This is a genomic window from Rhodococcus chondri, assembly GCF_036327435.1.
GTDB lineage: Bacteria > Actinomycetota > Actinomycetes > Mycobacteriales > Mycobacteriaceae > Rhodococcus > Rhodococcus chondri.
On sequence record NZ_JAUZMZ010000051.1, the window covers coordinates 1 to 24,391 of the forward strand.

General features: G+C 65.4%; 19 protein-coding genes and 1 pseudogene. 3 read left to right on the forward strand and 17 right to left on the reverse strand.

The genetic code is table 11. From position 1 onward, the window contains the following. Nucleotides 1-1,145: 1,145 nt before the first annotated feature. A pseudogene (locus Q8814_RS11090) lies at nucleotides 1,146-2,342 on the forward strand (FAD-binding protein); the annotation flags it as partial. Between the two features lie 204 nt (nucleotides 2,343-2,546). On the opposite strand, the gene Q8814_RS11100 reads toward Q8814_RS11090, so the two are convergent. Continuing rightward, nucleotides 2,547-2,756, reverse strand: coding sequence for a hypothetical protein (locus tag Q8814_RS11100; protein WP_330152071.1), 210 nt, complete (start codon nucleotides 2,754-2,756; stop codon nucleotides 2,547-2,549). Between the two features lie 386 nt (nucleotides 2,757-3,142). On the opposite strand from Q8814_RS11100, the gene Q8814_RS11105 reads away from it, so the two are divergent. Both Q8814_RS11105 and Q8814_RS11110 read left to right on the forward strand, forming a co-directional pair. Continuing rightward, nucleotides 3,143-3,619 (forward strand): SRPBCC family protein, encoded by a 477-nt coding sequence (locus Q8814_RS11105; protein WP_330152072.1) that lies wholly within the window; start codon nucleotides 3,143-3,145, stop codon nucleotides 3,617-3,619. A gap of 42 nt (nucleotides 3,620-3,661) precedes the next feature. Continuing rightward, the gene (locus Q8814_RS11110) at nucleotides 3,662-4,429 is read left to right on the forward strand and encodes a cutinase family protein (RefSeq protein WP_330152073.1); all 768 of its coding nucleotides are present in this window, start codon (nucleotides 3,662-3,664) and stop codon (nucleotides 4,427-4,429) included. A 331-nt stretch (nucleotides 4,430-4,760) separates the two neighbouring features. Here Q8814_RS11110 and Q8814_RS11115 read toward each other — a convergent pair whose 3' ends face one another. The 16 genes from Q8814_RS11115 to Q8814_RS11190 form a co-directional block, all read right to left on the reverse strand. After that, nucleotides 4,761-5,102, reverse strand: coding sequence for a type II toxin-antitoxin system Phd/YefM family antitoxin (locus tag Q8814_RS11115; protein ID WP_330152074.1), 342 nt, complete (start codon nucleotides 5,100-5,102; stop codon nucleotides 4,761-4,763). Then, complete coding sequence (locus Q8814_RS11120; protein WP_330152075.1) at nucleotides 5,008-6,039, reverse strand: helix-turn-helix domain-containing protein; 1,032 nt, start codon at nucleotides 6,037-6,039, stop codon at nucleotides 5,008-5,010. Before Q8814_RS11120 ends, Q8814_RS11115 begins: the two co-directional genes overlap by 95 nt. Before the next feature lie 283 nt (nucleotides 6,040-6,322). Then, on the reverse strand, nucleotides 6,323-7,618 hold the full coding sequence (locus Q8814_RS11125; protein WP_330152094.1) for an acyl-CoA dehydrogenase family protein: 1,296 nt from the start codon (nucleotides 7,616-7,618) through the stop codon (nucleotides 6,323-6,325). A gap of 31 nt (nucleotides 7,619-7,649) precedes the next feature. After that, nucleotides 7,650-8,702, reverse strand: a complete 1,053-nt coding sequence (locus tag Q8814_RS11130; protein WP_330152076.1) for a phosphotransferase family protein — start codon at nucleotides 8,700-8,702, stop codon at nucleotides 7,650-7,652. A 95-nt stretch (nucleotides 8,703-8,797) separates the two neighbouring features. Then, entirely contained in the window at nucleotides 8,798-10,669 is a 1,872-nt protein-coding gene (locus Q8814_RS11135; protein ID WP_330152077.1) for a helix-turn-helix domain-containing protein, read from the reverse strand. Between the two features lie 81 nt (nucleotides 10,670-10,750). Continuing rightward, entirely contained in the window at nucleotides 10,751-11,995 is a 1,245-nt protein-coding gene (locus tag Q8814_RS11140; RefSeq protein WP_330152078.1) for a bifunctional 3,4-dihydroxy-2-butanone-4-phosphate synthase/GTP cyclohydrolase II, read from the reverse strand. A 5-nt stretch (nucleotides 11,996-12,000) separates the two neighbouring features. Continuing rightward, complete coding sequence (locus tag Q8814_RS11145; protein WP_330152079.1) at nucleotides 12,001-12,495, reverse strand: flavin reductase family protein; 495 nt, start codon at nucleotides 12,493-12,495, stop codon at nucleotides 12,001-12,003. Nucleotides 12,496-12,556: 61 nt separating this feature from the next. After that, a complete protein-coding gene (locus tag Q8814_RS11150) occupies nucleotides 12,557-13,654 on the reverse strand; it encodes an LLM class flavin-dependent oxidoreductase (protein ID WP_330152080.1) in 1,098 nt (365 codons plus the stop codon). 48 nt (nucleotides 13,655-13,702) lie between these two features. Continuing rightward, nucleotides 13,703-14,122: a nuclear transport factor 2 family protein gene (locus Q8814_RS11155; protein ID WP_330152081.1), complete on the reverse strand. Its 420-nt coding sequence runs from the start codon at nucleotides 14,120-14,122 to the stop codon at nucleotides 13,703-13,705. Between the two features lie 145 nt (nucleotides 14,123-14,267). Beyond that, nucleotides 14,268-14,993: an SDR family NAD(P)-dependent oxidoreductase gene (locus Q8814_RS11160; RefSeq protein WP_330152082.1), complete on the reverse strand. Its 726-nt coding sequence runs from the start codon at nucleotides 14,991-14,993 to the stop codon at nucleotides 14,268-14,270. After that, nucleotides 14,990-16,954, reverse strand: coding sequence for an LLM class flavin-dependent oxidoreductase (locus tag Q8814_RS11165; protein ID WP_330152083.1), 1,965 nt, complete (start codon nucleotides 16,952-16,954; stop codon nucleotides 14,990-14,992). The genes Q8814_RS11160 and Q8814_RS11165 overlap by 4 nt, the downstream gene beginning before the upstream one ends. Before the next feature lie 69 nt (nucleotides 16,955-17,023). Further along, nucleotides 17,024-18,661 (reverse strand): long-chain-fatty-acid--CoA ligase, encoded by a 1,638-nt coding sequence (locus Q8814_RS11170; protein ID WP_330152084.1) that lies wholly within the window; start codon nucleotides 18,659-18,661, stop codon nucleotides 17,024-17,026. Next, nucleotides 18,658-19,653 (reverse strand): LLM class flavin-dependent oxidoreductase, encoded by a 996-nt coding sequence (locus tag Q8814_RS11175; protein WP_330152085.1) that lies wholly within the window; start codon nucleotides 19,651-19,653, stop codon nucleotides 18,658-18,660. The genes Q8814_RS11170 and Q8814_RS11175 overlap by 4 nt, the downstream gene beginning before the upstream one ends. A gap of 116 nt (nucleotides 19,654-19,769) precedes the next feature. After that, nucleotides 19,770-20,522, reverse strand: coding sequence for an SDR family NAD(P)-dependent oxidoreductase (locus Q8814_RS11180; protein ID WP_330152086.1), 753 nt, complete (start codon nucleotides 20,520-20,522; stop codon nucleotides 19,770-19,772). Nucleotides 20,523-20,786: 264 nt separating this feature from the next. Next, nucleotides 20,787-21,488 carry a TetR/AcrR family transcriptional regulator gene (locus tag Q8814_RS11185; protein ID WP_330152087.1) on the reverse strand — a complete coding sequence of 234 codons (702 nt, stop codon included), beginning with the start codon at nucleotides 21,486-21,488 and terminating at the stop codon, nucleotides 20,787-20,789. A gap of 229 nt (nucleotides 21,489-21,717) precedes the next feature. Further along, on the reverse strand, nucleotides 21,718-23,559 hold the full coding sequence (locus tag Q8814_RS11190) for a flavin-containing monooxygenase (protein WP_330152088.1): 1,842 nt from the start codon (nucleotides 23,557-23,559) through the stop codon (nucleotides 21,718-21,720). Between the last annotated feature and the right edge of the window lie 832 nt (nucleotides 23,560-24,391).

Below are 24,391 nucleotides of genomic sequence, written 5' to 3' on the forward strand. Positions count from 1 at the left end.
CCAGCCGACCTGCTAGCGTATTGCGCGGGCGACGGACAGCATTGGCACGAAATCACACCGATGAGAATTGAATTGACGAAGTTTGTCGGTCATCAGATCGGTTCCGCTAAGGACGGGTGCCCAAATCTGCCGATCCGCATCCTCTCGGTCCGCTCGAGGAATCCTTCCCCCAGGCCCCGGTGGTACAGGCCCGGTACAGCAGGGTGACCCGGTGATCGCCGTCGACAAGCTGCCGTAGCCCGGGCCGCGGCGAAGCGATGGATCACATCCCACCCGCGGCCAACGCGGCCCCTGCACGTCAGTTTTTGTCCGGGGCGATGACGGTCACCTGGTGCTGGGTCGACAGTCCGCCGCGGGCGTACACGGTGCAGTCCGGCCCACCGCAAACGGCATCCTCGAGGTGCTGCGCCGACATGTCGGCGAGGTGCTTTCGTTCACGAACCCGAGGCGGACGAGTACCTCATCAGCATCGGGAGGAAGGACGCTGCGTTCTAACCGGTGGACTGTGAGGAGGCCCCGACGAGTAGTTGGAGTCGGCTCGGGTACTTCTGCGCGCCCGGAACATTGACGACGCAGTACCCACCGGCGGGAACTCTCGATATCGTGGCGGTCGTCGTGACTCACGACAAGCGCAGCGCACCTGGTCGTCTGCATCTCCGGGCACTGACACAGCGGGCCTGCCGCCCATCGCGGCAGCCGCCCAAGGTGCTCGCAGTTGTCGCCCAGCACCCTCGAGTCACAAGCAGGGACAAGCCTTTACGGCGCCATGCCGATCACCACGAGGCCCCGCTACACCGACTCTCGTGCCTGAGAGGTGGCTCTGTACCGGGTAGGTAGCGCGATTCACCAGCGGCGCTCGAGGTCATCGTCGACATCTACCGCGACGACACCACACACGCCGACAGCATGCGCGGGCATCGCCGGGGCCTGTGGGCGCCGCGTCCCGTGTTGAGATCTACTTCGTGGCATCAGAGTTCGGCTGGAAGTTCCGGTCACGCAGACCCGAATATTTTCCCCTCATGTCGTGGCGAACTGTTCCCGCACAGCGTCGAGCCCGGTGACGTAGACCGTGTCGCCGAAGGCTTGCTCGACCATGGATACGGCGTCGTCGTCGGACTTGTACATGGCACTCCAGTGAATTTCTGATCCCGCGTCAGACCACCGGCGCGGACTACAAGTGGATGAACCTCATGGTCCGCGTGCCGCACAAGGGATTCCCCCGCATCCTCCGGCGGCTCGCACAGGGTGTGGCGGGGCTCGCGGTGAAGCGCGAGTACGTGGCGGGCGGCCAGGCGATCGCTGCCGGCCTGTTCGCCGGGGTGCTGCGCGCCGGCATCCCCGTCTGGACCGAGACGTCGCTGGTGTGGCTGGTCACCGACGGTGTCCGTGTGACGGGCGCCGTCCTCGAACAGAACGGCCGTGAGGTGACCGTGACCTCCCGTCGCGGCGTCGTTCTCGCGGCCGGCGGGTTCGACCACGACATGGCCATGCGCCGCAAGTTCCAGTCCGAGAGGCTGGTCGACAACGAGAGTCTCGGCGCCGAGGGCAACACCGGTGACGCGATCAAGGTCGCCCAGGAAGTCGGTGCCGACATCGACCTGATGGACCAGGCCTGGTGGTTCCCCGCCGTCGCGCCGACCGCCCCGGGCAAGCCGCCGCTGGTCATGCTGGCCGAACGGTCCCTGCCGGGGTCGTTCATCGTGGACCATGCAGGCCGCCGGTTCACCAACAAATCGTCCGACTACATGTCGTTCGGTCAGAAGATCCTCGACCGTGAGCGCGCCGGAGACCCGGTCGAATCGATGTGGATCGTCTTCGACCAGAAGTACCGCAACAGTTACGTGTTCGCGGCGGGGTTGTTTCCGCGCCAGCCGATCCCGGGCTCCTGGTACAAGGCGGGCATCGCGCACAGCGCCTCGGATCCCGTCGAGCTGGCGCGCTCGATGGGGTTGCCGGAGAGCACCTTCGCCGAGACCTTCCGCCGGTTCAACGACGATGCCGCGGCGGGAACGGACTCCGAATTCGGACGCGGGCAAAGCGCCTACGACCGCTACTACGGCGATCCGACGGTCGAACCGAACCCGAACCTGCGGCCGCTGACCGAAGGGCCGCTCTACGCGGTAAAGATGACGCTGAGCGACCTCGGTACATGCGGTGGCGTGAAGGCCGACGCGCGGGCGCGGGTGCTGCGCGAGGACGGCAGCGCGATCGACGGTCTCTACGCGATCGGCAACACCGCCGCCAACGCGTTCGGCAACACGTACCCGGGAGCCGGGGCGACGATCGGTCAAGGCCTGGTGTACGGCTACATCGCCGCGCAGGACGCCGCGAAGTCACGCTGAGGGCAGGACGGGTCGACGCGGATGTTCTCGGCGGGGGTCGCGGTTTCGACGAGCTTGTGCGCAGTTGCGCGGGACCATCGCCGCGGACCTGCACACGAGCACGTGGTGGTCGTCGAGTACCCCATAGGAGGTGACCACGTCGAGGCCGCCCTCGAGCCGTTCGTCGGGGTGGAACCTGGCAGCAACCGAGCCGGATGCAGGCCGTCAGGGGCATCGGTCCTGATCTGGTCTCCGGCCGGTTTCTGAAGCTTCGACGGGCGGCCCGCGCAGGAGCGGGTACGACTCGAGTTCGCTGTTCCAGCGGCTGACCTGGCGTTCCAGGAACCCGTCAGGGCGGCTGAAATCGGTGAGTTCGATCGAAGTTGGGTCGATCAGGCCCAGTTCGGTGAGTGCGTACATCTTCGCCAGGCCCATGCGGTGGCGCACACTACCGTCGCGTGGGCCGGGAGGGGCCGTAGGCGGCGTGCGGTCGCAACGGCTCTGGACCGGCCGAGGCTGGGTTCCGAAGTCCGGGCGCGAGGCATCCTGCGTCACCGCGCAGGCTCGGATGGGGATCGATGTAGTGGATGTGTCGATCGACTCGATCGTCATGCGGGTCAGGTGCGGAAGCAGAACCTGCAGTTCACACCGATTCGCAGCGCACCGGCAAGATCATCGCCTGTGGACCGGCAGCGGTCCTGAGCGGCACCCCACTTCGCGCCGTCACGCAAAATGGGCCAAAACCAACCTTTCGTCGCCGTTGACAGCACCGCAGATCTCGGGGATCGGCCGCCCTGCGATCTCCGTCGGAGGAAGGCAGGATGGTGCCTATGCAGACCACGTCTTTGACCTTCCAGTCCTCTATTCTCGTGCGCGCCACTCCGGAGCAGGTGTATGCGCTTGTGTCCGACGTGACCCGCACCGGCGAGTGGTCGCCGGTGTGCGCGGAGTGCTGGTGGGACCCGGGCCAGGGACCTGAGGTCGGTGCCATTTTCACTGGCCGGAACGTGACCCCGGACCGCACCTGGCAGACACGCTCGGAGATCGTCGTCGCTGACCCGGGCCGCGAGTTTGCGTGGTCGGTCGGCCCTGGCGTGGTGCGTTGGGGTTATCTGATGAAGTCCGCGGATGCAGGCACGGAGCTGACGGAGACCTGGGAGTTGCCCGCGGCCGGTCAGGAGTTCTTCCACGAGCGTTTCGGGTCTGAGGCGCCAGGCGAGATGGCCGCACGTGAACAGGCTGCTCGGGAGGGCATCCCCACTACGCTCGCCTCGATCGCACGGATCTTGGAGGGCTGAAGCGCGATCGCGATCACCAAGGCCGCGGGCGGAGGAGTGAGCATGCGTCTGCGCAGGGCGGTCAAACGGGCCGGAGCGATCCTCGGGGTGGCGGCCGTGGTCGTGCTCGCGGGGAGCACGAGCGTCCCCGCCGCGGCGTCCCCGCCGGGACCCGAGAGCTGTCCTCCGATGATCGTTTTCGGGGTCGACGGCACCCTCAAGGTCGGCAAACCCACGTCGACGGTTCATCCGATCCTTGCGGCGGTCGCCGACCGCGGGATGCGGACGGTGCGGATCGGCTATCCCGGAGAGATCAGCCCGATCGGTACACACACGTACAACCGGTCGAAGGAGATCGGGGTCGACGAGCTGCACCGGCAGGTCGCCCTCGCGCACGCCGAGTGCCCCATTGCGGCGCTCCGCGTCGTCGGCTTTTCGCAGGGTGCCGCGATCGCCGGCGACGTCCTCGCCGAACTTGCGCACGACATCGACCGTCCGGACGATCTCGCCGGTCTGTTGATCGCCGACCCCCGCACCCCCGACACCGGCGCCGAGGTCGTCGCCCCGGGAGCGCTGGCGGGCATCTCGCTGACCGGGGCGCGTGACGGGTTCGGGACGGTTCCGGTCGCCACGGTCTGTGCGGTGGGTGACGCGGTCTGCGACATGGTCGATCCGCGATCGGATCCTTTGGAGGCCGCGCGCCGGATCGAGGGCTACTTCGCAGTGCACCAGCGCTATTCGGAGTTGACTGTCGACGGTCGTTCGTTCGTCGACGCTATGGTCGACCTCGTCGAGCACCCGCGGACCACGAGCGTCCGGCTCGTGAACTGAGGGGCCATAGCGCCGATCGGTCGTATCGAGTTCATCGACCGCCACCGAGTGCTGATCCCCGTCAGTCGATCGGCGGATAGGGAGAATGCCTCTCTCCGAACCGAGGATTCGCACGTGAACGTCGTGGTGATGGGCCGTCCGCATAGTCGACTCGGTCCGCGGAAACAGTCAGGGGAGACATCGAGGCCCGACGTCGAGTAGGTCTTGGTGGGCGGCGGCATGCCGGTCGGCGGTAGTTGGTGATTCGTCCCTGCAATCATCACCGGCAACACTCCGCCATCGGCAGAAACCTTCCCCTCAGTCGATGGATCAATGTCCCAGTGCAGTACAGCTAGCCTCGCTTCTTGTGCTTCCTGCGCTCCTTCTTTCCGAATCCGAACGCACGCCTTTCTTGCGGGAGTTTCGTCTTCGCCGTCGCGGCCGAAGCATCGTCGGACGGCGACTGCTGCGCAGTCTCGACACGGGAGCGCTCCATCTCGCGACGCAGACTCTCCATCAACTCGGGGGAGCGGAGCAGAAACGTGGCCTCCTGCAACGCGGCATACCGCGCCTTCGAAATCAACATGGCGCTGTTTCGCTTACCGACGATTTCGACCGCGACCGTGTCGTCGTTGACTTCCCGGATAAGGTCGCTCAACCGTTTCCGTGCGGACTTCACCGTGGTGGATGGCACTCGCCTCGACTCCAATCGCCCTGCGTACTCGACTCGCGCATCCTCCCATCACCGAGCCGTTATCCGCCGCGTTGCCGACGAGACTCGCGCGGGCAACCTTGTCCGTCCGCCCGAATCCGATGTGACGGCAGGGGCAGCGGACCGCCCGGCCGACCTCGTCATCCGGCAACCACCCGTATTCGTCGCAGCTACCGCACGCAGGAGGGAGCTTCGGGCGTGGGGGCGGGAGTTCTTGCCAGGCCGAGATCCAGGCCGCGGCCGAGCGAGCCGGGTCGTGAGGGCGGTGCAGTCCGAGCGCGGCGCGCACGAGTGCCTCGATGCCGTGGACCTCGACCGAGTGTGCGATCACGGTGGCCTTCTCCGCGGTCAATGTGTCGAACCGCGCGGTGAGGCCGACCCGGCGGCACGCCGCCGCCAATTTTTCGATGTGCGGGTGCTGCCGCTGCGCCGGCGTCGCCGGTCGTACCGGAAGTGTCGTACGCGACGCGGTGGCAGGTTCATTTCTTGGTTCGAGGACGGTTCGGGTGACACGGGTGTCACCCCGTTCACGCCCGGCCGTCATCCCGTCGGGTGCTCGTTTGTCGCCCCGTTGGTGTGGACGGGGTGACGGCGTGTCGTTCCGCCGCATGGTGAGGTTGTAACAGGTGGGACGACGATCCTCGCGGCAGATCGATGCCGCGACGCGCTCCTGGTCGCCGCGGCTGATGAGCTCGAGTTCGACGAGCGCACCGAGACAGCGCTGCACCTGCCTCTCGCTCATGCGGGCGTATCCGGCGAGTGTGCGCACGGACGGGTACGCGTCTTCGCCGTACCGGGAAGCGTGATTGGCCAGGCCGAGCAGTACCAACGTCAACGCCGGCGCCGACGGCATGCCGGGCGGGGTCGGGGAGGGTATGACGGCGTGTTCCAGTGTCCAGGTGATCGCTTCGATACTCACGACGTCACCTGCGCATGGGTATGCTGTCGCATGTTCGACTCCTTATTAGTCGGACATCCGGCCCGTCGCGATTGCCGTCGCGGCGGGCCTTCCTGTTGAGTTGTTCGCACACGCGTTCGCGTCTGTGGTTGGTCATCCTGTCACCGGAGGCGGTGAGGGTCAACGAGGCTTTGGAAGTAACGCCCCGACCGTGGCCGAGGCCGGCGGTACGGGACGGCTGCTCGGCGCATCCCGCACCGCTGGATGAAATGCGTCAGTGCGGCCTCGGATGGGGCTCCTCGTGTCAGGTCGAGGCGAGCACCTCGTCGAGCAGGTCGGCGTAACGCTCCTGCGCCGCGCGCCGCCGGGTGGGGACGTGCTCGCTGGGGATCCGATCAGCGGGAGCTTCGTAGCCGCGCAGGATGAGCTTGGCGACGGTGTCGCGGTGCACCTCGTCCGGACCGTCGTAGAGGCGGGCCGCGCGGGCCGCCCGGTACATGAAGTCCAGCGGCAGATCCGAGCTGAAACCGAGAGAACCGTGGGTCTGGATGGACCGGTCGATGATGTCGTGCAGGATCTTTGCGCCGAAGTATTTGATCATCGCGATCTCTTTGCGGGCAGCCTTGGTTCCCTGGGTATCGATCACCCACGCGGCCTGCAGCGTCATCAGGCGCAGGGCCTGCATTTCGGCGGCCGAGTCGGCGATCCAATTGCGGATGGTCTGCTTTTCGCCGAGGACGCTGCCGTGCGCGAAGCGGTACGTGGCGCGTTCGCACATCATGTCGAAGGCGCGGTTGGACTGTCCGATCCACCGCATGCAGTGATGAATACGGCCGGGGCCGAGGCGCTTCTGGGAAATCAGGAAACCGTCGCCGGGATTGCCGAGCAGCGCATCGTCTCCCACGCGGACGTCGCGCAGCACGACCTCGCAGTGCGAGCCGTAGGTGTTGTCCCGTGGAGACGGATTCTCCATCGAGGCGATGTCCCGAACCACGTCGAGACCCGGTGCGTCGATCGGGACGATGAACTGCGAAGCACGACGGTGCCGTTCGGCGTCGGGATCCGTGACGGCGACGACGATGACGAAATCGGCGGTCGACGCGTTGCTGATGAACCACTTGTGTCCGTTGAGAACCCAGTTGTCGCCGTCACGCACGGCGGTCGTCTGCAGGTTCGTCGGGTCGGCGCCGGCGTTGTCGGGTTCGGTGAGTGCGAAGGCAGAGTATTTCTCGCCTGACAGCAGCGGCTCGAGCCAGAGACGCTTCTGTTCGTCGGTGCCGACCGCGGCGAGTATCTCAGCGTTGCCGGAATCCGGTGCCTGGCAACCGAAGACGAGCGGACCGAGCGGAGAAGAGCCGAGGATCTCGTGCATCAGGCCGAGTTTGACCTGACCGTAGCCCTGACCGCCGAGCTCCGGGTCGAGGTGCGCTGCCCACAGCTGCTGGGCCTTCACCTCTTGCTGCAGAGGTGCGATTGCCTCGAGCAGTTGCGGCCATGTCAATTCGAGAGTTTCGAGCGGGCGGATCTCGTTTCGCACGAATGCGGTCATCCAGTCCAGCTTCCGCTGGAATTCAGGGTCGGTGGAGAAGTCCCATGCCATGTTGCATACCTCCGGTGTGCGGATAGGTGGATCAGTCAAGGAAGCGCAGGGTGCGCTCGAAGAGTTGGAGGGCATACCGGTGCAGGCGGTCACCCACCTCGGTGGATGCCTGGCCCGAGCAGGCGCGGGCATAGGTGCCTTCCAGAATGATGCCGAGCTTGAAACCGGCCAGCGCGGTGTACCAGTCGATAGCGCTCAAATCGCGATCGGTGTTTGCGGTGTACCGCTCGAGCAGCGCCGCGCGGGTCGGAAGACCGCCGGCCGCGGCGAGACTACTTTCGAGCAGATCGGGCGCGCCGTCGCGCTCGGGCCACATCGCGAAGATCCACCCGAGGTCGAGCAGTGGATCGCCGATAGTTGCCATCTCCCAGTCGACGATGGCAGTTACCTTCGGTTCGACGCGGTCGAACATGATGTTGGCAACGTGGTAGTCGCCGTGCAGGATGCCCGGTGTCCAATGTCGTGGCCGATTGTCGTCGAGCCAGGATGAGATCTTGTCGACCCCCGGAAGCAAGACGTCGGGATACCCGCGCAGGAGCGTGTACGACTCGAGTTCGCTGTTCCAGCGGCCGACCTGGCGTTCCAGGAACCCGTCGGGGCGGCCGAAATCGGTGAGTCCGATCGAGGCCGGGTCGACCCGGCCCAGTTCGGCGAGTGCGTCCACCATCGCCAGGCCCATGTGGTGGCGCACGCTGCCGTCTGCTGCGTGGGCCGGGGAGAGGCCGTCGGCGGCGTTGTAGCCTTCCACAGCCAGCATCAGGTAGAACACCGCTCCCAGTACTTCAGTGTCTTCGCTGCCGGCGACGAAGGTCGGACAGGGAACGGTGGTACCGGCAAGAGCGCGAAGAATGGTCATCTCCCGCAGCATCATTCGGTTCGAATGCGGGCGCAGATGCCTCGGTCCGCGACGCAGAACGTAGTGAATCCCGGCACGCTCGAAGCCGAGCATGATGTTCTGGGTTCCGCCGCCGATAGGGGAGACTGCTGTCAGATCGCCGGATCCGATGCCTTGCGTGTCCATCCAGTCGCGCACGGCGGTGAGATCGACTCCGAGGAGCTCACTGGGTGTCGTGTTGATCGGCATGATTAGAACGTATCTACCGTGTGCCGTACCGGCACTGCAGTTATCCGTTGGCCTTGTGGATTCCTACAATGCGTAGTGTGGCGCATTTGTGCTGTTCAGCGCGTCGCAAAGTCCAGGATCTGGAACGCAAGACGGGCGGACAGCAACGCGTCGAGGCTTGTGGGCTCCAGCCCGGTGAGTTCCCGAATTTTCCCTATGCGATACCGCACGGTGTTCTCGTGCACGTCCAGCGCGAGCGCGGCTCCCTGTACACGTCCCTCGGCGGCGACGAATGCCCGCCAGGTCGCGAGGAGAACTCCACCGTCGGCATCTCGTACTGCGTGCACGTAGTCGTGAGCGAACCGGACCGCCTCTTTGACACGGCCCGAGGTGACGACGACGCGTAACAATCCGAGTTCGGTGACGTCGAGGACACCTTCGTCCCAGTCGAAGGAACGCGCGATGTCGGCCACTTCACGCATCTCCCGCGAAGCCTGGGGAAAGTCGGTTACTTCCCGGCAGACACCCGAGATGACGGTGGCTGCGGTTGAGAGATCGGACTTCAGAGTCGCACGCACCTGCCCGACCCGGTCACGCACGGTCCGGAGTTCGTCGGCCGACCCGCCCGCGGGCAGCGGGAGAAGCACGATGATGCTTCCGGGCAGCTTCACTGCGGCAGGTTCGTCGATTCCCATGACTTCCCGGAACCTGCGCGTGACGAGGCGCTGTGCCGCAGACGCGGTCATCCGCGGATTCGCCGAGAGCGCGAAGCGGACGAGCGCATGGGGATGTGTCAGGTCGATGCCGAACTGTGGTCCACGGCGCAGCAAATGTTCCTTGTCTCGGGTATTGCGCAGCAGGTCGGAGAGGTAGTCGTCGCGCGCCTGCCCTTGCGTCTCGATCTGTCGGCGTTCGGAGAGGATCTGCAGCGAGAGCACTGTCGCGCCGTGCTCGGCGAGGTTCGCGTCGACCGGCTCGAGCGATCGTCCGACCTCGACTATGCCGAGGTATCCGTTGGGTTTGCCTTCGATCACCAGTCGACACATCAGGTGTCTGCGGCCGAGCCCAACCGACAAGGTCGGTGGCACGACCGCGGACGGGCGTTCCGGGCTGAGTGCCGCGAGTTCGGCCTCGACCGAGGGCATTCCACGGATCTGCTCGGAGATCGCGGGCGGACGCTCGAGGCCGAGCGTGGCGGGAGCGGACCATGCGAGTACGCGGAATTCCTCGTCGTAGAGGACGACGGGCTTCGCGGACAGGTCGCTGAGCAGCGCCACGACGCTGTGGATGTCGGCACCCTCGAGTACCGCGTTGGTGAGTTTGCGGTGCACGTCCGCGAGGTACGCAAGCGTGTTGCGGCTGCGGGCGATTTCCGACGCTTGGCTGCGCAGGCGGACGTTGAGCATCGCCTGGCTGATGAACAGAGCGCTGAGCTGCGCAAACATCTCGGCGATCTCGATGTCTTCCTGGGTGTAGACCCGTTCGCGGTCCTTGTTGTCGACGAAGAGCAGGCCGATAACGTCGCGGTCGAACACCAAGGGGACGCCGAGCATGGCCCGCACCCGCCAGTGCTCCATCGTGCGCCGGTGCGGCCTGGGATCGTTGGCGACATCACTGATGAGGACCGGTCGGGCGGTTTCGATGATTTCCCGGCCGAACCGGTCGCCGGCGATACCGGTCTCCTGGCGTTTGACGGCCTCGGTGATGTCACCTTGATCTGTGCAATGCCCGGCGGCGCCGCGGAAGCGGCCGTCGGGTCGCTTGAGGTAGAGCGACGAACGGGATCCGCCGATCACGTCGCAGAGCTTGACGCAGACCGAGCGAAGCAGTTGTTCGAGGTCGGCATCGCCGATGGCTTCGCCGGTGATCTCGGCAAAAGCGGTGATCACATCGCGTTCGCGAGGACGAGTGGGCGGACGCACCGCTTCGTCGGATGACCGGCCGTGCGGACTCGGGGTCTCGGTGCCCGTGCTCGGCAGTGGTGCCATGTCGGCCCTCACATTCACGGTTGTGTCGCGTCCCTTTCCATTCCGCCCCCGAATTTGTGGATTACTCCAATCTACCGGTTCTCAGGTGGCGATCACATCGGTCAGGGCGGGATCCAGTTCGTGGCCCATCCGGTCCCGCTTTGCGCGCAGATATCGCACGTTGTGAGCGGTGGCCACGGTGGGGAGAGCAACGCGGCCGACGATGTCGATCGAATAGCCTTCGAGTCCACCGAGTTTGCTCGGGTTGTTGGTGATCAGGCGCATGCGCCGGACACCGAGATCGGCCAGGATGCGGGCGCCGACGCCGTAACTGCGAGAGTCGTCGGGCAGACCCAGAGCACGATTGGCATCCACGGTGTCGAGACCCTGCTCCTGCAGCGAATAGGCACGGATTTTGTGCGCAAGCCCGATACCGCGGCCTTCGTGACCCCGCAGGTATACCAGCACCCCGCACCCTTCGCGGGCGATCTCGGCGAGGGCTCGTTCGAGCTGGGCTCCGCAGTCACAACGAAGGGATCCGAGGATGTCACCTGTGAGGCATTCGCTGTGCACCCGCACCAGCACACCCTCGGGTGTGCGCCCTGCGGCCGCCACGTCGCCCATGACCAGTGCGAGGTGCTCGGTGCCGTCGAGCACCGACCGGAACGCCACTGCGCGGAATTCACCGAACTCGGTGGGCATGGTCGATTCGGCGACGAGTTCGACGAACGGTTCGGTCGCCGTGCGGTAACGGATCAGATCGGCGATCCGCAGCATCGGCAAGTCGTGCTCGTGTGCGAACGCGATGAGATCGGCACCGCGCCGCATGGAGCCGTCGTCGGCGACGATCTCGCCGATAACTCCCACGTCACCCGCACCGGCCAGTCGAAGCAGATCGACGGTCGCCTCGGTGTGACCGGCGCGGGACAATACGCCGCCTTCTCGCGCGCGCAGCGGAAAGACGTGGCCTGGTCGGCGTAGATCGGCGGGCACCGTTGCATCGCACGCGAGAGCTCGTAGCGTCGCGGCCCGGTCCTCGGCGCTCACGCCGGTGCTGGTGGAGACGTGGTCGACGGTGACGGTGAACGCGGTGCCGTGCGCGTCGGTGTTGTGCTCGACCATCGGCGGTAGTTCGAGGAGGTCGGCGCGATGCGTCGTCATCGGCGCGCAGACGATGCCGGTGGTATGCCGGACGATGAACGCCATCTGTTCGGTGGAAACGGTCGCGGCGGCAGCGACCAGGTCGCCCTCGTTCTCGCGGTCGTCGTCGTCCACGACGACGACCATGCCTCCCGAGGCGAGAGTCTCGACAGCAAGTTCGACGTCCTGTGCGGGGGTCCGTGGCATGACGACTACTCCTCTTCTGCGCTGTGGGTGCCGAAGGTGCGCCCGTGGTAGGTCAGCGGCGGATGATCGGCGCGGGCGGCGTCCTCGACATGGCCGAGGACGACGATGTGGTCGCCGCCGTCCACGAGGTCGGCCACGTGGCAGGCCACCCAGCCGGGCGCACCGTCGATGCGGGGCACGCCGGCCGACAGGGACCACTCGACCCCGTCGAACTTGTCGGCGCCCTTGCGGGCGAAGGCCAGGGCCAGGCCGTCCTGCCCGTGCCCGAGAACATTGATTCCGAACCGTTTCTGCTCGCGGATCAGAACGAGGAGGTCGGACCCGCGATCGAGGGCGACCATGACCATCGGAGGACTCATCGACAGCGACGCGAAGGCGCTGACGGTGGTGCCGTGCGGGCGATGACCGTCCAGTGCGGTCACGACCGTCACGGGGGTGCACACGTTGGCCATCACGTCGCGGAACTCGGTGGTGAAGTCTTGGGTGGCAATAGCATTCATGATGTCCTCCGATCAGGGGAGCGGCGGTGCCCGGTGCGTGCCGGGCACCGCGCTACCGAGTTCAGGCGTTGGCCGGAACCGGGGCCTTCATCTTGTGGAGCTCGGGAACGACCTTCTCGCCGTAGAGCTTCAGCGCCTTCTCGGCCTGCTCGATCGGCAGGCCGCCGAACGCGAACGCGGCGTTGGCGAAGAAGTCGCCGATCGCCTCATGCCGGGCGGCGTACTTCTCGACGATCTGCTCCGGGGTGCCGTAGACGTTGGCCTCGACGTAGGCGTCGGCGGCGGCCTCCATGCCGGCCTCCCGGATCATGTCCGCGCCCACCTGGTACGTTTCGTAGCCCTTGGTCTCCCGCCAGTGCTCCCCGGCGAAGTCGTAGTGCTTGATGACCGACAGGAAGTATCGGGAGACGTGCTCGTAGGCGAGCCTGCGGGCTTCGTCCGCGTCCTCGTGGCACACCACGAAGTCCTGGATGACCGGCGGCAGCGGCTCGGTGCCCCAGCGCTCACGGTACAGGCCGCGCCACCGGTTGATCGCCTCCGCGTGCTTGGCGAACTCGAACTGCATGAAGGTCATCATGCGCACACCGAGATCGGCGATGACCGGCACCGAGTCCGGTGACATCGCGGCGCCGAACAGGCGGTCGCGTCCCCACTCGTATGCGGGGTTGGGTGCGGGGCGGATGTCGACGCGCGACTGCGGGTAGAACTCGCCGTCGGGGTTGTCGACAACTCCGGTGCGCAGGCCCTCGATCGTCATCTGGGCGCCTTCGATGAAGCGTCCCCGCGCTTCGTCCATCGGGATTCCGAAGGCGTCGTACTCCATCTTGGCCAATCCGCGGCCCATGCCGTACAGCGCGCGACCACCGGACATCATGTCGAGCATCGTCATCTTCTCGACAACGCGGACAGGATTGTTCCAAGGGAGAATCACGGCGCCGGTACCGAGCTTGACCGTCGAGGTGCGCGCAGCGAGATACGACATGATCTGCATGTTGTCCGGGCACATCGAGTAGTCGTCGAAGTGGTGCTCAGCGGACCAGACGGCGTCGAAGCCGTACTTCTCGGCGGCGACGCCCATTTCGAGCTCGCGGACGAACACTTCCTGATCGCTGACATTTTCGTGATAGTTCTGGAAGACGAGCAGCATTCCGACGTCCATGGACGTAACTCCTTGTATGAGTGGATGAATGGGAGAGTCGGGTCAGGGTCAGAGGAATACGGCCCTGGTGTGTTCGGTGTCGAGATACTCCTTGACGGAGTGGATGAGCCCGTCTCGAACCTCGAAGACGAAGTGGTAGAGGTTGTTGTAGACGCGGCCGTTGTTCATCTCCGAGTACGACTCGGTTTCCACAGCCACGCGGTCGCTTTCCGCGGTCCAGGCGAGGGGGGTCAGGGCGATCGCGCCGGTTTTCGTGTTCGCCGACAGCCCCGACAGCATTTCGCGGAATTCCTGCTTGGTCTTGGTGCCGGAGATTCCGTCGATGGTGCCGGCGACCCACCACGTAGCGGTGGGCGCGAGGTAGCCGAGGATGGCCTCGACGTTGCCGGTGGAGAAGACCTCCATGAATTCTGCAACGAGTTTCTTGTTGGCTGCTTCGAGGCTTCCGGCACTCGCGACGTTGTCCATCTGAGCTCCTTCGAGATAGGAATTTGGACGAATCCTGCAGCGTTGTAATATCTTCCGTGCTGCTGATGTCGAGGTTAATCGCATTGTTGTGGTGTGGGTCACGTCGATTTCGTCAGCGTTGTAGGTCGCTACAACGATCGGGCGCTCAGTCTCGGGAGCTGAACGAACTCATCAGCCCGCCGTCGGTCGCGACGACGCTGCCCGTCATATACGGCGAATCGGCCACACCCACGATGACCTGCGCAATCTCTTCGGGACGGCCCGTGCGACCCATCGGAATCGATGCGATCACCTTGTCGCGTGCTCGTCCGGTGAGAGTCGAGGTCATGTCGGTGTCCACGAAACCGGGGATCACCAGGTTGACGCGAATGTCCCGCGGTGCCAGCTCGACGGCCAGCACCTGTGTCAGCCCGCTCAGCCCGGCTTTTGCCGCCCCGTACGCCACATCGCCAGGAAAACCCCGGAAACCGACCACTGCACCGACATTGATCATCGACGCGCCGGCCTGAAGGCGGGGGACCACCGTGCGCGCAAGCTCGAAGGCGCCTGTCAGGTTGGTGGCGATCACCTCGTCCCAATGTTCGCGCGACAGGTCGCCGATCCGACCGCCACGATGCACGCCGGCGGCATTGACCACCACGTCGAGACTGCCGAACCTCTCGAACACCGCGTCGACGCCGCGACGGAGGGACGCGGGATCTGTGATGTCGGTGGAAATTTCGACGACCCGATCGGGCAGGTGCCACTGTTCTCCGGCGGGCTTGCGGGCGAAGACCGCCACCCGGTCGCCGCGGGCGGTCGCGTGTTCGACGACGGCGCGACCGATTCCGCGGGATCCACCGGTGACCAGCCAAGTCTTGGGCGTGCTCATCGATTCAGGAATCCTGTCAGCTCGGCGATGTAGCGATCGCGCTCCTCGAGGAACGGTGCGTGGCCGCTGGAGGCGAACTCGACGACCTCGGCACGGTGATTGAGCCCCGGCACGGCTTCGGCGGCCGAGAACGGGACGAACGCGTCGGCCCGGCCGTGAAGCAGCAGGATGGGTACCTCGAGCGAGGCGATCTCCTTGCGCAGATCCACGGTCGCCAGATCGCGCAGCGAATCGTCACCGCGTGGCCCCATCGACATGAACATGTCCCAGATCGAGTCGAGCACCGCCTCACCGGGATTTTCCGCGCACACTGCGGCGGCGACTCCGCGGAAAGTGTCGGCACGATTCGCGGCCGCCGAAGCGAGGACTGCCTCGACGTCGGCGACGGCACCGCCGTGCGGCCAGTCGTCGCTCGCCGTGTATCGCGGGGAGGCGCCGCCGGTAAGCACAAGTGCCGAGGCCCGGTTACCGAGTTGCGCGACCGCCGCGGTCGCGACCGCGCCGCCGAGCGACCAACCGTTGATCACCGGCCGGTCGAGATCCAGGTGATCGACGAGCCGAACGATGTCGGAGGCCAACGCCGCGATCGACACATCGTCGAAGTCCTTGTCGGAACGACCACAGCACCGCAGATCGACGGTGACGACCTCGTTTCCGTTGGCGCGCAGCGCCGGAAGCGTCGTATCCCAGGCGCGGGCGGTCGCGCCCCAGCCGTGGATCAGAACGATCGGCCGGCCCTCCCCGCGGTGGTGTTCGAAATAGATGCTGCGGTCGTTCTCGACGGGCAGAAATCCCATGGTGTCCTCCTGTGCAAGTGGAAAAGCGGAATCGAACGGATGGGTGGCAGGGACGGGAGCGAGGGTGTCGCGCAGCGCGCGCGGTGTGACGGGCGCACGATCGCGGAAGCGAGGTATGACGTGTTCGGCGAACAGTTCGAGCGATCGCATGACCTTCTCGTGTTCGAGGCCGCCGAAGCGCATCCAGCAGATCAGGTGCTGCAGACCGGTCTCGTCGTGCAGGGTGTCGATCTGTCGGATCAGGCCGTCGGGATCGCCCACGTACACGACACCGCCCTCCCTCAGACCGTCGACGGTCATGCCGCCGGCCTCGTCGGTCGCGGTGACCAGTTGGGCGTACCGCTCGTAGGTCGGCGGTACGTCCGATCCCTGCGGTACCGCCGCAAGGGCGGCGTCGAAATACCAGGTCAGCGCATCCCGCGCATTCTCGACGGCGGTTTCCTCGGTGTCCGCGAGGTGAATCTGCCAGTTCATCGGGAAATCGAGATCGAGAATGTCGCGGCCGTGATCGCGCAGTCTGCGTTTCGCATCGATGACGAACGAGTTGAGTTCCGGCATCGTCATCAGGGTGGGGGTGACCAGCATGTTGTAGCCCTGGTCTGCGGCCAGCTCGAGGGTCTCGGGGCTGATCGAGGCGATGTAGATGGGTGGGGTCGGATGCTGCAGGGGGGTGGGTCGGCAGTCGACGTTGTCCAGGTCGAAGTGTGTGCCGTGATAGGAGAACGGTTCACCCGCCGGCTTACTCCACAACCCCCGCACGATCTCGAGCGCTTCGACGAACACCTCCCGGCTCTCGCCCTGGAGGTCGCCGACACCCATGTTGTGGAACTCTTGCGGCTGGTAGCCGCGACCCACTCCGAAATCGAGTCGCCCACCGGAGAGAACATCGACCATCGCGTAGTCCTCCGCGATGCGCACCGGCCAGTCGAAGGTCAGATTGCTCACCGCGATGCCGATCCGCATCCTTTCGGTACGTTCGGCGATCGCAGCGGCGGCGACCTGCGGAGAAGGCATGGACCCGTAGTCGGAGCCGTGATGCTCGGCCAGCCACACCTCGTCGAAGCCGAGCTGTTCGGCGTAGGAGATCTGTTCGAGCATCTCGCGATAGGCCCGCGCGAAATCATGATCGGGGCATTCGAGGACGTAGAAGATTCCGAACTTCACCTGCTTCTCCTCGCGACGACGGATGCCCCTGGACGGGCCGATGGAACCGACGCTAGTGTGATCCGCGCCTCACGGGAGCCGCCCCGCGACCGAGCCGTTGTGGGTATCCACAAAGAGGTCGTTCTCGACTGTCCTGCGCAGTTGCTTCTTGTCGAGTTTGCCGACACTCGTGCGGGGCAGGGACTCGACGATCTCGATGCGTTCGGGCAGCCACCATCGCGGGACGATCTCGGTGAGGGAGTTCAGCACCTCGGCAGGATCGAGTGTGTGCCCGCTCTCGGGGGCAACGAATGCCAAGGGGCGTTCCTGCCACCGTTCGTGCGGAACCGCGATCACCGCCGCCTCCGCGACATGCGGAATCGTGGTGAGGGCCTGCTCGATCGCGACCGAACTGATCCACTCGCCGCCGCTTTTGATCAGGTCTTTCGCGCGATCCACGATGGTCAGGTAACCCTCCGAGTCGATGGTCGCAATGTCGCCGGTGCGCAGCCAGCCGTCGGCGAACGCCTCGGGATGCTCGTCACGGAAGTACCGTTCTGCGACCCATGGCCCGCGCATGAGGAGCTCGCCGCTGTCCACGCCGTTGTGGGGTACTACAGCGCCTGTGTCGTCGACGAGCTTCCAGTGCAGACCGGGCAGTAGGCGACCCTGCCGGCGGACGTAGTCGTAGCGACGTTGCGGATCGTTCTCCGCCGAGCGCGGCGGGCGCGCGAACGTTCCCATCGGGGAAAGCTCCGTCATGCCCCAGCCCTGGTAGGCCCGGATGCCGAGGTCTTCCTCGATGCTGCGGATCAGCTCCGGTGTGGGTGTGGAACCGCCGAGCACGAGCGCGCGCAGGCACGTCAGGTCGGTACCCGAGGCGAGAGCGTGCTGGACCAGGTCGACCGCAACCGTGGGCACCATCCCGGTGTATGTGACGCGTTCCTGCGAAAGTATCGTCCCGATGTCCGAGACCGCCGGGTGTGGTCCGGGGAGTACCTGGTTTGCCCCGGTCATCAATGCGGCGAAGGGAATGCCCCACGCGTTGGCGTGGAACATCGGAACCACGTGACAGACCGTGTCGCGTTCCGAGATCGCGTGCCCGTCAGCGAGACATGCAGTGAATGTATGCAGATACAGGGCACGATGCGAATAGCCCACCCCCTTGGGCGATCCTGTGGTCCCGGACGTGTAACACAGAGCCGCGAGGTCGTTTTCGGCGCGAGATACGGGAGTGGTCAGTGGATTCGCGAGGGCGATCAACCCGTCCTGGTTCGGCAGCACGTCGCCGTCGCCGTCGGTGGTGATCACCTGCATGCCGGGTCGTTGTGTTCGCGTCGCATCCAGGAGGGGGAGCAGCGCGGTGTCCACGAAAACGATCCGGTCGTCGGCATGGTCGACGATGTAGGCGATCTCGTCCGGTTCGAGCCGCAGGTTGACGGTGTGAAGCACGGCTCCGGCCAGCGGAACCGCCATGTAGAGCTCGAGATGGCGGTAGTGGTTCCACGCCAGCGTTGCGACCCGGTCGCCGGGACGCACGCCGAGGTCGACCAGTGCCGCGGCGAGTCGGAGCACCCGCTCGGCGTACTCCCCGTAGGTGTATCCGAAGGTTTTCTCACCGTCCTGGTATTGCGTGATGGTCTTGGCGGAGAAAAGGTCTCTCGCCCGGTAGAGAAAGTCGGTGATCACGAGCGGGTTGGTGGAACCGGTAGCCGGTACCGAGGTCATGCGGAAGCCTCCTGTCGATCGGCGGCGACCGCCGCGCGCACCTGCGGGACGACTTTCGAGGTGAGTAGCTCGATGCGCGCCGAGCCGCTGTCGACCGGTTCGCCGGGTAGCTGTGCCCAGAAATGCACATCCTTGATCTGCGGGCGGGACACCAACAGTGCCGTGAGTTCGGTGACTGCGGTGTCGACGTCCCACAGCGTGAACGCCCCACCGTCGACGAGATCCTGCGGCGTCCCGAACCTGGGGATGGAGTCGGGTGGTCCGAATGCCCCCATCTCGATGTATCCGTTGATCTGGTAGAGCGCGTGCTCCCCGATGCGGGCCCATTCGCGTTCGGGATCGTCGGCCACCACCGCCCACTGACCGGCGTAGATCCGGCCTTCGTCACGGGACCGTCCGACGCGTTCGAGCGCGTCGAGGTACATCTCATGGTGCGCGTTCTGTGTACTCAGGTAGCCGTCGCCGATCCGCGCGACGCGTTCGATCGCCTGTTCTGCCATTGCTCCGACCAGAAGCCGCGGGGCGATTTCCGGTTGAGGGGTGACCGGTAGTGCCGGGAAGTCGTACCGCTTGCCGTGGAACTCGGCGGGTTCACCCGACCACGCCCGTCGAATGAGATCGACGCCTTCTTCGAGCAGGCTGGGACGATTGCGCACTGCCCGTCCGAATGCCGGGACGGCGGGTTGCGAGTAGCCGTGGCCGCCCCCGCGATCGAGCCGGATCGGGTTGTGCAGAGGTGACACGATCAGGTTCGTGCCGATCCGAACCGTGTCGGTCTGCGCTCCGATAGCAGCGGCGACTACGAACGGCGAGGGGGTGTACCCGTCCGCCATGAAGTGGTGTTCGGTCAGCCAGATCGACTCGATACCGCGGCTTTCGGCCCATCGGATCTGCTCGAGGCTTTGCGCGTAGAAGTCGGTGAAGGTGCGCGGCCATCGCGCCGGGTTTCGGAAGTCGTACCACAGGCCGAAAGTGCAGTGCTGATCGTCCACGGTGCATCTCCTCGATTTCGATCACATCGGTTATGTCGTGGATCACAGAATGTCGTGCCCGCCCCGACCGGTGAAGGGGTCGGAGCGGGCACGTTTGTGGGTGAGTCCAATGATTGTCAGAAGTTGCCCTTCGCTGCCCAGCCTCCGTCCACTGGATAGATCTCACCGGTGAGGAAGCTGCCCTCCCGCATGAGGTACGCGACCATCGAGGCGATTTCCGCAGGCTCGCCCAGGCGGCGGACGATGTGGGCGTTCGCATTGGCCTGGCGCATCTCGTCGGTGATATCCGCCAGGATCGGTGTGTCGATGGTGCCGGGGCAGATGGCGTTGATCAGGACGTTCTTGTCGCCGTACTCGTACGCGGCCTGCTTTGTCAGCGACACCACTCCGCCCTTCGCCGCGGAGTACGAAGCCAGGTTGGGCAGGCCGCGCAGGGCCGCCATCGACGCGATGTTCACGATGCGCCCGCCGCCCCGCTCGATCATGCCCGGGATTACCGCCTGCATGCCGAGCCAGACGCCTTTGAGGTCGGTGCCGATGACATGGTCCCAAGCCTCTTCTGTGAGGCCGACGACGCTGTCCTCGCTGATCATATTGACGACACCAGCGACATTGGCGAGGAGATCGACGCGGCCGTGCCGCTCGATGACCTCGCGGACCGCCTCGGCCCAGTTGCTCTTGACGCGTACGTCGAGCAGGTGTGCCTCGGCCTTTCCACCGGACTCTGCAATCGCGTCGACCGTGCCGCTCGCATCCTGAATGTCCGCGGCGATCACCGTGGCGCCCTCGGAGGCGAGCCGCTGTGCAGTGGCCGCGCCGATGCCTTGGGCAGCACCGGTGACGATTGCAATCTTCCCGTTCAACGACATGAGGTCCTCTTTCTCGTGTACCGGATGGAGATTCACCGGTGATGGCAGCCGATCGCTGCCGCTCCAGTGAAATATCCTGTGGCGCAGAATTATTGATGCATCCGCCGAGTCTCGGCGGATACGGCGGGTTCTGCGTGACGTTTACGGTACGACGAGGTGTGCCCGACAAGAGATCGCTCCGGGCGAGCGTTTGGAGGTGCGTACAAGCCGTGTCGCGCCAGGAGACTGCGGTGACGGACGGCGGTCGTATGCCGTGCCGCCGGATCAGCGTTTGTGAGGCGTCGGCGAATTCGGTGCTCCCCACGTCCCGAGCCAGATCGTCTTCAGGCCGGCCAGCATCCGGGTCGACTCGGATTCGGCCGTCTCGAGCAACCGGTCCTTGAAGAAGGCCATTACGATCATGTCGGTCAGCGTCGTGACGAGGCAGGCGTGGTCGTCCGAAAGCGGAGTGATCTGCCCGGCGTCCGCGTCTCTGCTCATCTGCGCTATCAGATGTCTGTTGAGATCCGTGACCAGCGACGTCCATCGGGCCCTGAGCTTCGCGTCGTAGCTGGTCGCCTGTATGCCCGCCACCATCACGCGGTCCCGTTTCACCCATGCGAGATAGGACGTTCCGAATAGGCGGTCGAAGTAGTCTGCGTGTGATTCCCCGGCGCGGCGGTGATAGCCGCCGATGCTTTCGGCCCAGTCGTCCCACGTCCTGCCGACCAGTTCGCCGAGGACCTCGTCCTTGGATTCGAAATAGAAGTAGAAGTTGGGTCGCTTGATCCCCGCAGCCTCGGTGATGTCCTTGACCGAGATGTCCACGGCCGGCATCTCGCGCAGGCGACGCTCGAACGCGTCGAGAATCGATTGCCGCTGGACCTCGCCGCGCGGAATTCGCCGACGTCGCCCACCATCCGCGCCGGGAGTCGGATGCCCAGCATCTCCGGCAGGCGCCGACTCCGCACCGTCCCGGCCAGCCATCGGTTGTCCGATATCCACATCGTTCACCGCTGCTGGGGAATTGCTTGCATCCATGGCTGGCATCCTAATGTCGCTGCTCGCTTACCGAACGCGGCGCGACGGCCCGCGGAGGGAGTGGGACGGGAAGACGATCCGCTCTCGCGGAAATTGCGATCGTGGCGGCCGCGGGTGGCGATCACCGGTTCGAGCGGGCTTCCGAGCACCGCCGCCGCGTCCCCGCCCGTTCAGCTCAAGCCTCGACCGGCGCCGCCGAATGAGACCATTCGAACGTCAATCCCTCGAACTCGCGCGCCTCCCACCAGTCCTCGATCATGTTCCAGAAGTCGATCTCGCTCGAGTTGAAGACCTCGTTGAACACCGCCTTCGAGACGTCGCCCTGGCCGTTGTAGTAGCCGGGCGTGCACGCCGCCCAGTACGCCACCCGTGGCTCGTTCGACGCGCGGACCGTTGCGACCCAAGACGATTCGGCCTCCATCGAGGGCTCGAACGCACTGATCCCGTTGTCCAGGGAGTGCCGGATCAGCCGCGCTGCGTGCCGCGCCTTCCGGTCGAGCATGTACACGAAGTTCACGTAGTACGCGGTCTGGCTCATTCCCAGTTCGACGAAGTTGGGGAAGCCGTGCGTGAAGAAGCCGTGCAGGGTTTTGGCTCCGTCGGAAAAGTACTCTTGCATCGACCGGCCGTCACGCCCGAGGACGTCGTAGCCGTAGATCCCCGCGGGTCCGGATCCGGTCTCGAACCCGGTCGCGAACACGATGCAGTCGACCTCGTAGTGCTTGCCGCCGACGACGATGCCATCGGCCGTAATGCCGTCGATACCCGTCGGCGCCGCCGCCAGAGTCACGTTCGCGCGGTTGAAGGTGTCCAGATATTCGTCATTGAAGCACGGTCGCTTGCACATGTACCCGAACCACGGCTTCAATCCGTCGGCGACGGCAGGGTCGGTCACGATCGAGTCGACCCGCTGGTGCGCGCTCATGAGCTGCTGCATGTCGGCGATCTCGGCCACAACGCCCTGGTCGGCAACGGACAACTCCGATACAGGCGCATCCACCAGATGCTGCCCCGTCAGCGCGGGGAACAGGTGCGTCCAGCCGTCGTCGACGTGGTTGCCCTCGACCTCATGGCCGGAGATGATCCCGTTGAAGTTGTCGTGCCGCTCGTACTGCCATCCCGGCTTCAGCGACGCAGCCCAGGCGGGGTCGGTCTTCCGGTTGTTGCGGGGCTGCACGACGCTCGGGGTCCGCTGGACCACGACGAGTTCCTTCGCGTCCTCGGCGAGGTAGGGCACGACCTGGACGCCGGTAGCGCCGGTGCCGACGACGGCGACCCGCTTGTTCCGCAGGTTCTCGAGGTTCCCGGCCGCCGATCCACCGGTGTACTCGTAGTCCCAGCGGCTGGTGTGGAAGATTTTGCCCTCGAAGTCGCCGATGCCAGGGACCTTGGGAAGCTGCGGCTTGGTCAGCGCACCGTTGGAGCGCAGAAGGAACTTGGTCAGAAAGCGGTCTCCGCGATCGGTGGTCACTTCCCAGCGCCGCTCTTCGTCATCCCACGTGGCTTTGGTGGCGCGGGTCTGGAAGTAGGTCTGCTCGTAGAGGCCGTAGTGCCGCCCGATGCGCTGGGCGTGCTCGAAGATCTCGGAGCCGTCGGCGTAGCGCTGGCTGGGGACGTAACCGGTTTCCTCGAGGAGCGGCATGTAGATGTGCGATTCGATGTCGCACTGCACGCCCGGGTAGCGGTTCCAGTACCAGGTGCCACCGAAGTCGCCGCCGTACTCGACGATACGGAAGTTCGTGACGTCGTTCTGCGTGAGGTGGGCGCCGGCGGTGAGTCCGCCGAAGCCGCCGCCGAGAACGAGGGCGTCGAGCTCCTCCGTCACGGGCGCGCGGTTGATCGGCTCGACGAAGGGGTCGCGATCGTCGACCTCGAGGACATCGGACAGCCCTTGGAACTGGGCGAGCGTGTCGGGCCGAATCCGCTTCTTCTTGTCCACTGCGAAGCGCTCACGCAGGTGCTGCGGGTCGAAGTCGATGTCGAGTGAGAGCCCCGAGTCGGGGAGGGTGAATGCCATGGAGGGTCCTTTGCGTGCGTGCGTCCTGTTCCGCGTCAGGCGGGTCGTCGCCTGGGGAAGGACGCGAGTGGACTGCTAGTCGATAGAATTTGACGCCGCGTCAAGTTGTGATCGACGTTACGTGGTTTGTGTGATCGGCGCAATACCCGAAGTCGATGACGGCAAGCCGAGAGTTGTCCTGGGGACACCGGTCGATCCGTCGTCCATCGCCGTCAAAGCACGTTCGTGCTCAGGTTGCCGGGCGCTCCGCCGGCTAGGGCATCGTCGATACCGTGCCGGGCCGCTACGGGAAAGATGTCCCGCCTGGCCTCCTGAGATCCCGGCCACGGCACACCCGAGATGGTGAGGGTGGAGAGCCTCGGGGTCATGGCGAGGTGCCGTCGGGCAAGTCCGACGGCACCGTGTGGATTTTCGGCGAGTCAGCGTGGTCAGCGTGGTCGACGAACGACGCGCATGGTCGAACCATGACGGCATGCGGCTCGCCGGCCGCGAGCCGCAAGGTCGGAACCGGCGCAGGGGACGTGGAAGGAGCCGGCGTTTGGCCAACGGCGCCAATACATTAGGGATCGCCCGCGCATAGGTGGTGGACGGCCCCGCAGCTTTCGGCGTGCGGTGCCCCTACCGAGGTAGATGACCGAGTCGTCCGCGGCACGGCGCTGCAGTTCGCGGCGGACTTTCGGCGGTGACTGTCCGAACCCTCGACGGCAGCTTCGGGTCAGCGTGCTGTGTTCGGAATAGTTGGCACCAGCTCGCCCACCGCTTGCATGCGGTGTTCACCGTGCTCGATGGCACTCGCCTCGACTCCATTCGTCTCCCCCACCGGCCTCGGGGC

What these genes read in the sequence shown, in the direction of transcription:
- Q8814_RS11100 (WP_330152071.1), bottom strand. Translation starts at nt 2,756, where the DNA reads ATGGGCCTGGCGAAGATGTACGCACTCACCGAACTGGGCCTGATCGAC.
- Q8814_RS11105 (WP_330152072.1), top strand. Translation starts at nt 3,143, where the DNA reads ATGGTGCCTATGCAGACCACGTCTTTGACCTTCCAGTCCTCTATTCTC.
- Q8814_RS11110 (WP_330152073.1), top strand. Translation starts at nt 3,662, where the DNA reads ATGCGTCTGCGCAGGGCGGTCAAACGGGCCGGAGCGATCCTCGGGGTG.
- Q8814_RS11125 (WP_330152094.1), bottom strand. Translation starts at nt 7,618, where the DNA reads ATGGCATGGGACTTCTCCACCGACCCTGAATTCCAGCGGAAGCTGGAC.
- Q8814_RS11130 (WP_330152076.1), bottom strand. Translation starts at nt 8,702, where the DNA reads ATGCCGATCAACACGACACCCAGTGAGCTCCTCGGAGTCGATCTCACC.
- Q8814_RS11135 (WP_330152077.1), bottom strand. Translation starts at nt 10,669, where the DNA reads ATGGCACCACTGCCGAGCACGGGCACCGAGACCCCGAGTCCGCACGGC.
- Q8814_RS11140 (WP_330152078.1), bottom strand. Translation starts at nt 11,995, where the DNA reads ATGCCACGGACCCCCGCACAGGACGTCGAACTTGCTGTCGAGACTCTC.
- Q8814_RS11145 (WP_330152079.1), bottom strand. Translation starts at nt 12,495, where the DNA reads ATGAATGCTATTGCCACCCAAGACTTCACCACCGAGTTCCGCGACGTG.
- Q8814_RS11150 (WP_330152080.1), bottom strand. Translation starts at nt 13,654, where the DNA reads ATGGACGTCGGAATGCTGCTCGTCTTCCAGAACTATCACGAAAATGTC.
- Q8814_RS11155 (WP_330152081.1), bottom strand. Translation starts at nt 14,122, where the DNA reads ATGGACAACGTCGCGAGTGCCGGAAGCCTCGAAGCAGCCAACAAGAAA.
- Q8814_RS11160 (WP_330152082.1), bottom strand. Translation starts at nt 14,993, where the DNA reads ATGAGCACGCCCAAGACTTGGCTGGTCACCGGTGGATCCCGCGGAATC.
- Q8814_RS11170 (WP_330152084.1), bottom strand. Translation starts at nt 18,661, where the DNA reads ATGACCTCGGTACCGGCTACCGGTTCCACCAACCCGCTCGTGATCACC.
- Q8814_RS11180 (WP_330152086.1), bottom strand. Translation starts at nt 20,522, where the DNA reads ATGTCGTTGAACGGGAAGATTGCAATCGTCACCGGTGCTGCCCAAGGC.
- Q8814_RS11185 (WP_330152087.1), bottom strand. Translation starts at nt 21,488, where the DNA reads ATGGCTGGCCGGGACGGTGCGGAGTCGGCGCCTGCCGGAGATGCTGGG.
- Q8814_RS11190 (WP_330152088.1), bottom strand. Translation starts at nt 23,559, where the DNA reads ATGGCATTCACCCTCCCCGACTCGGGGCTCTCACTCGACATCGACTTC.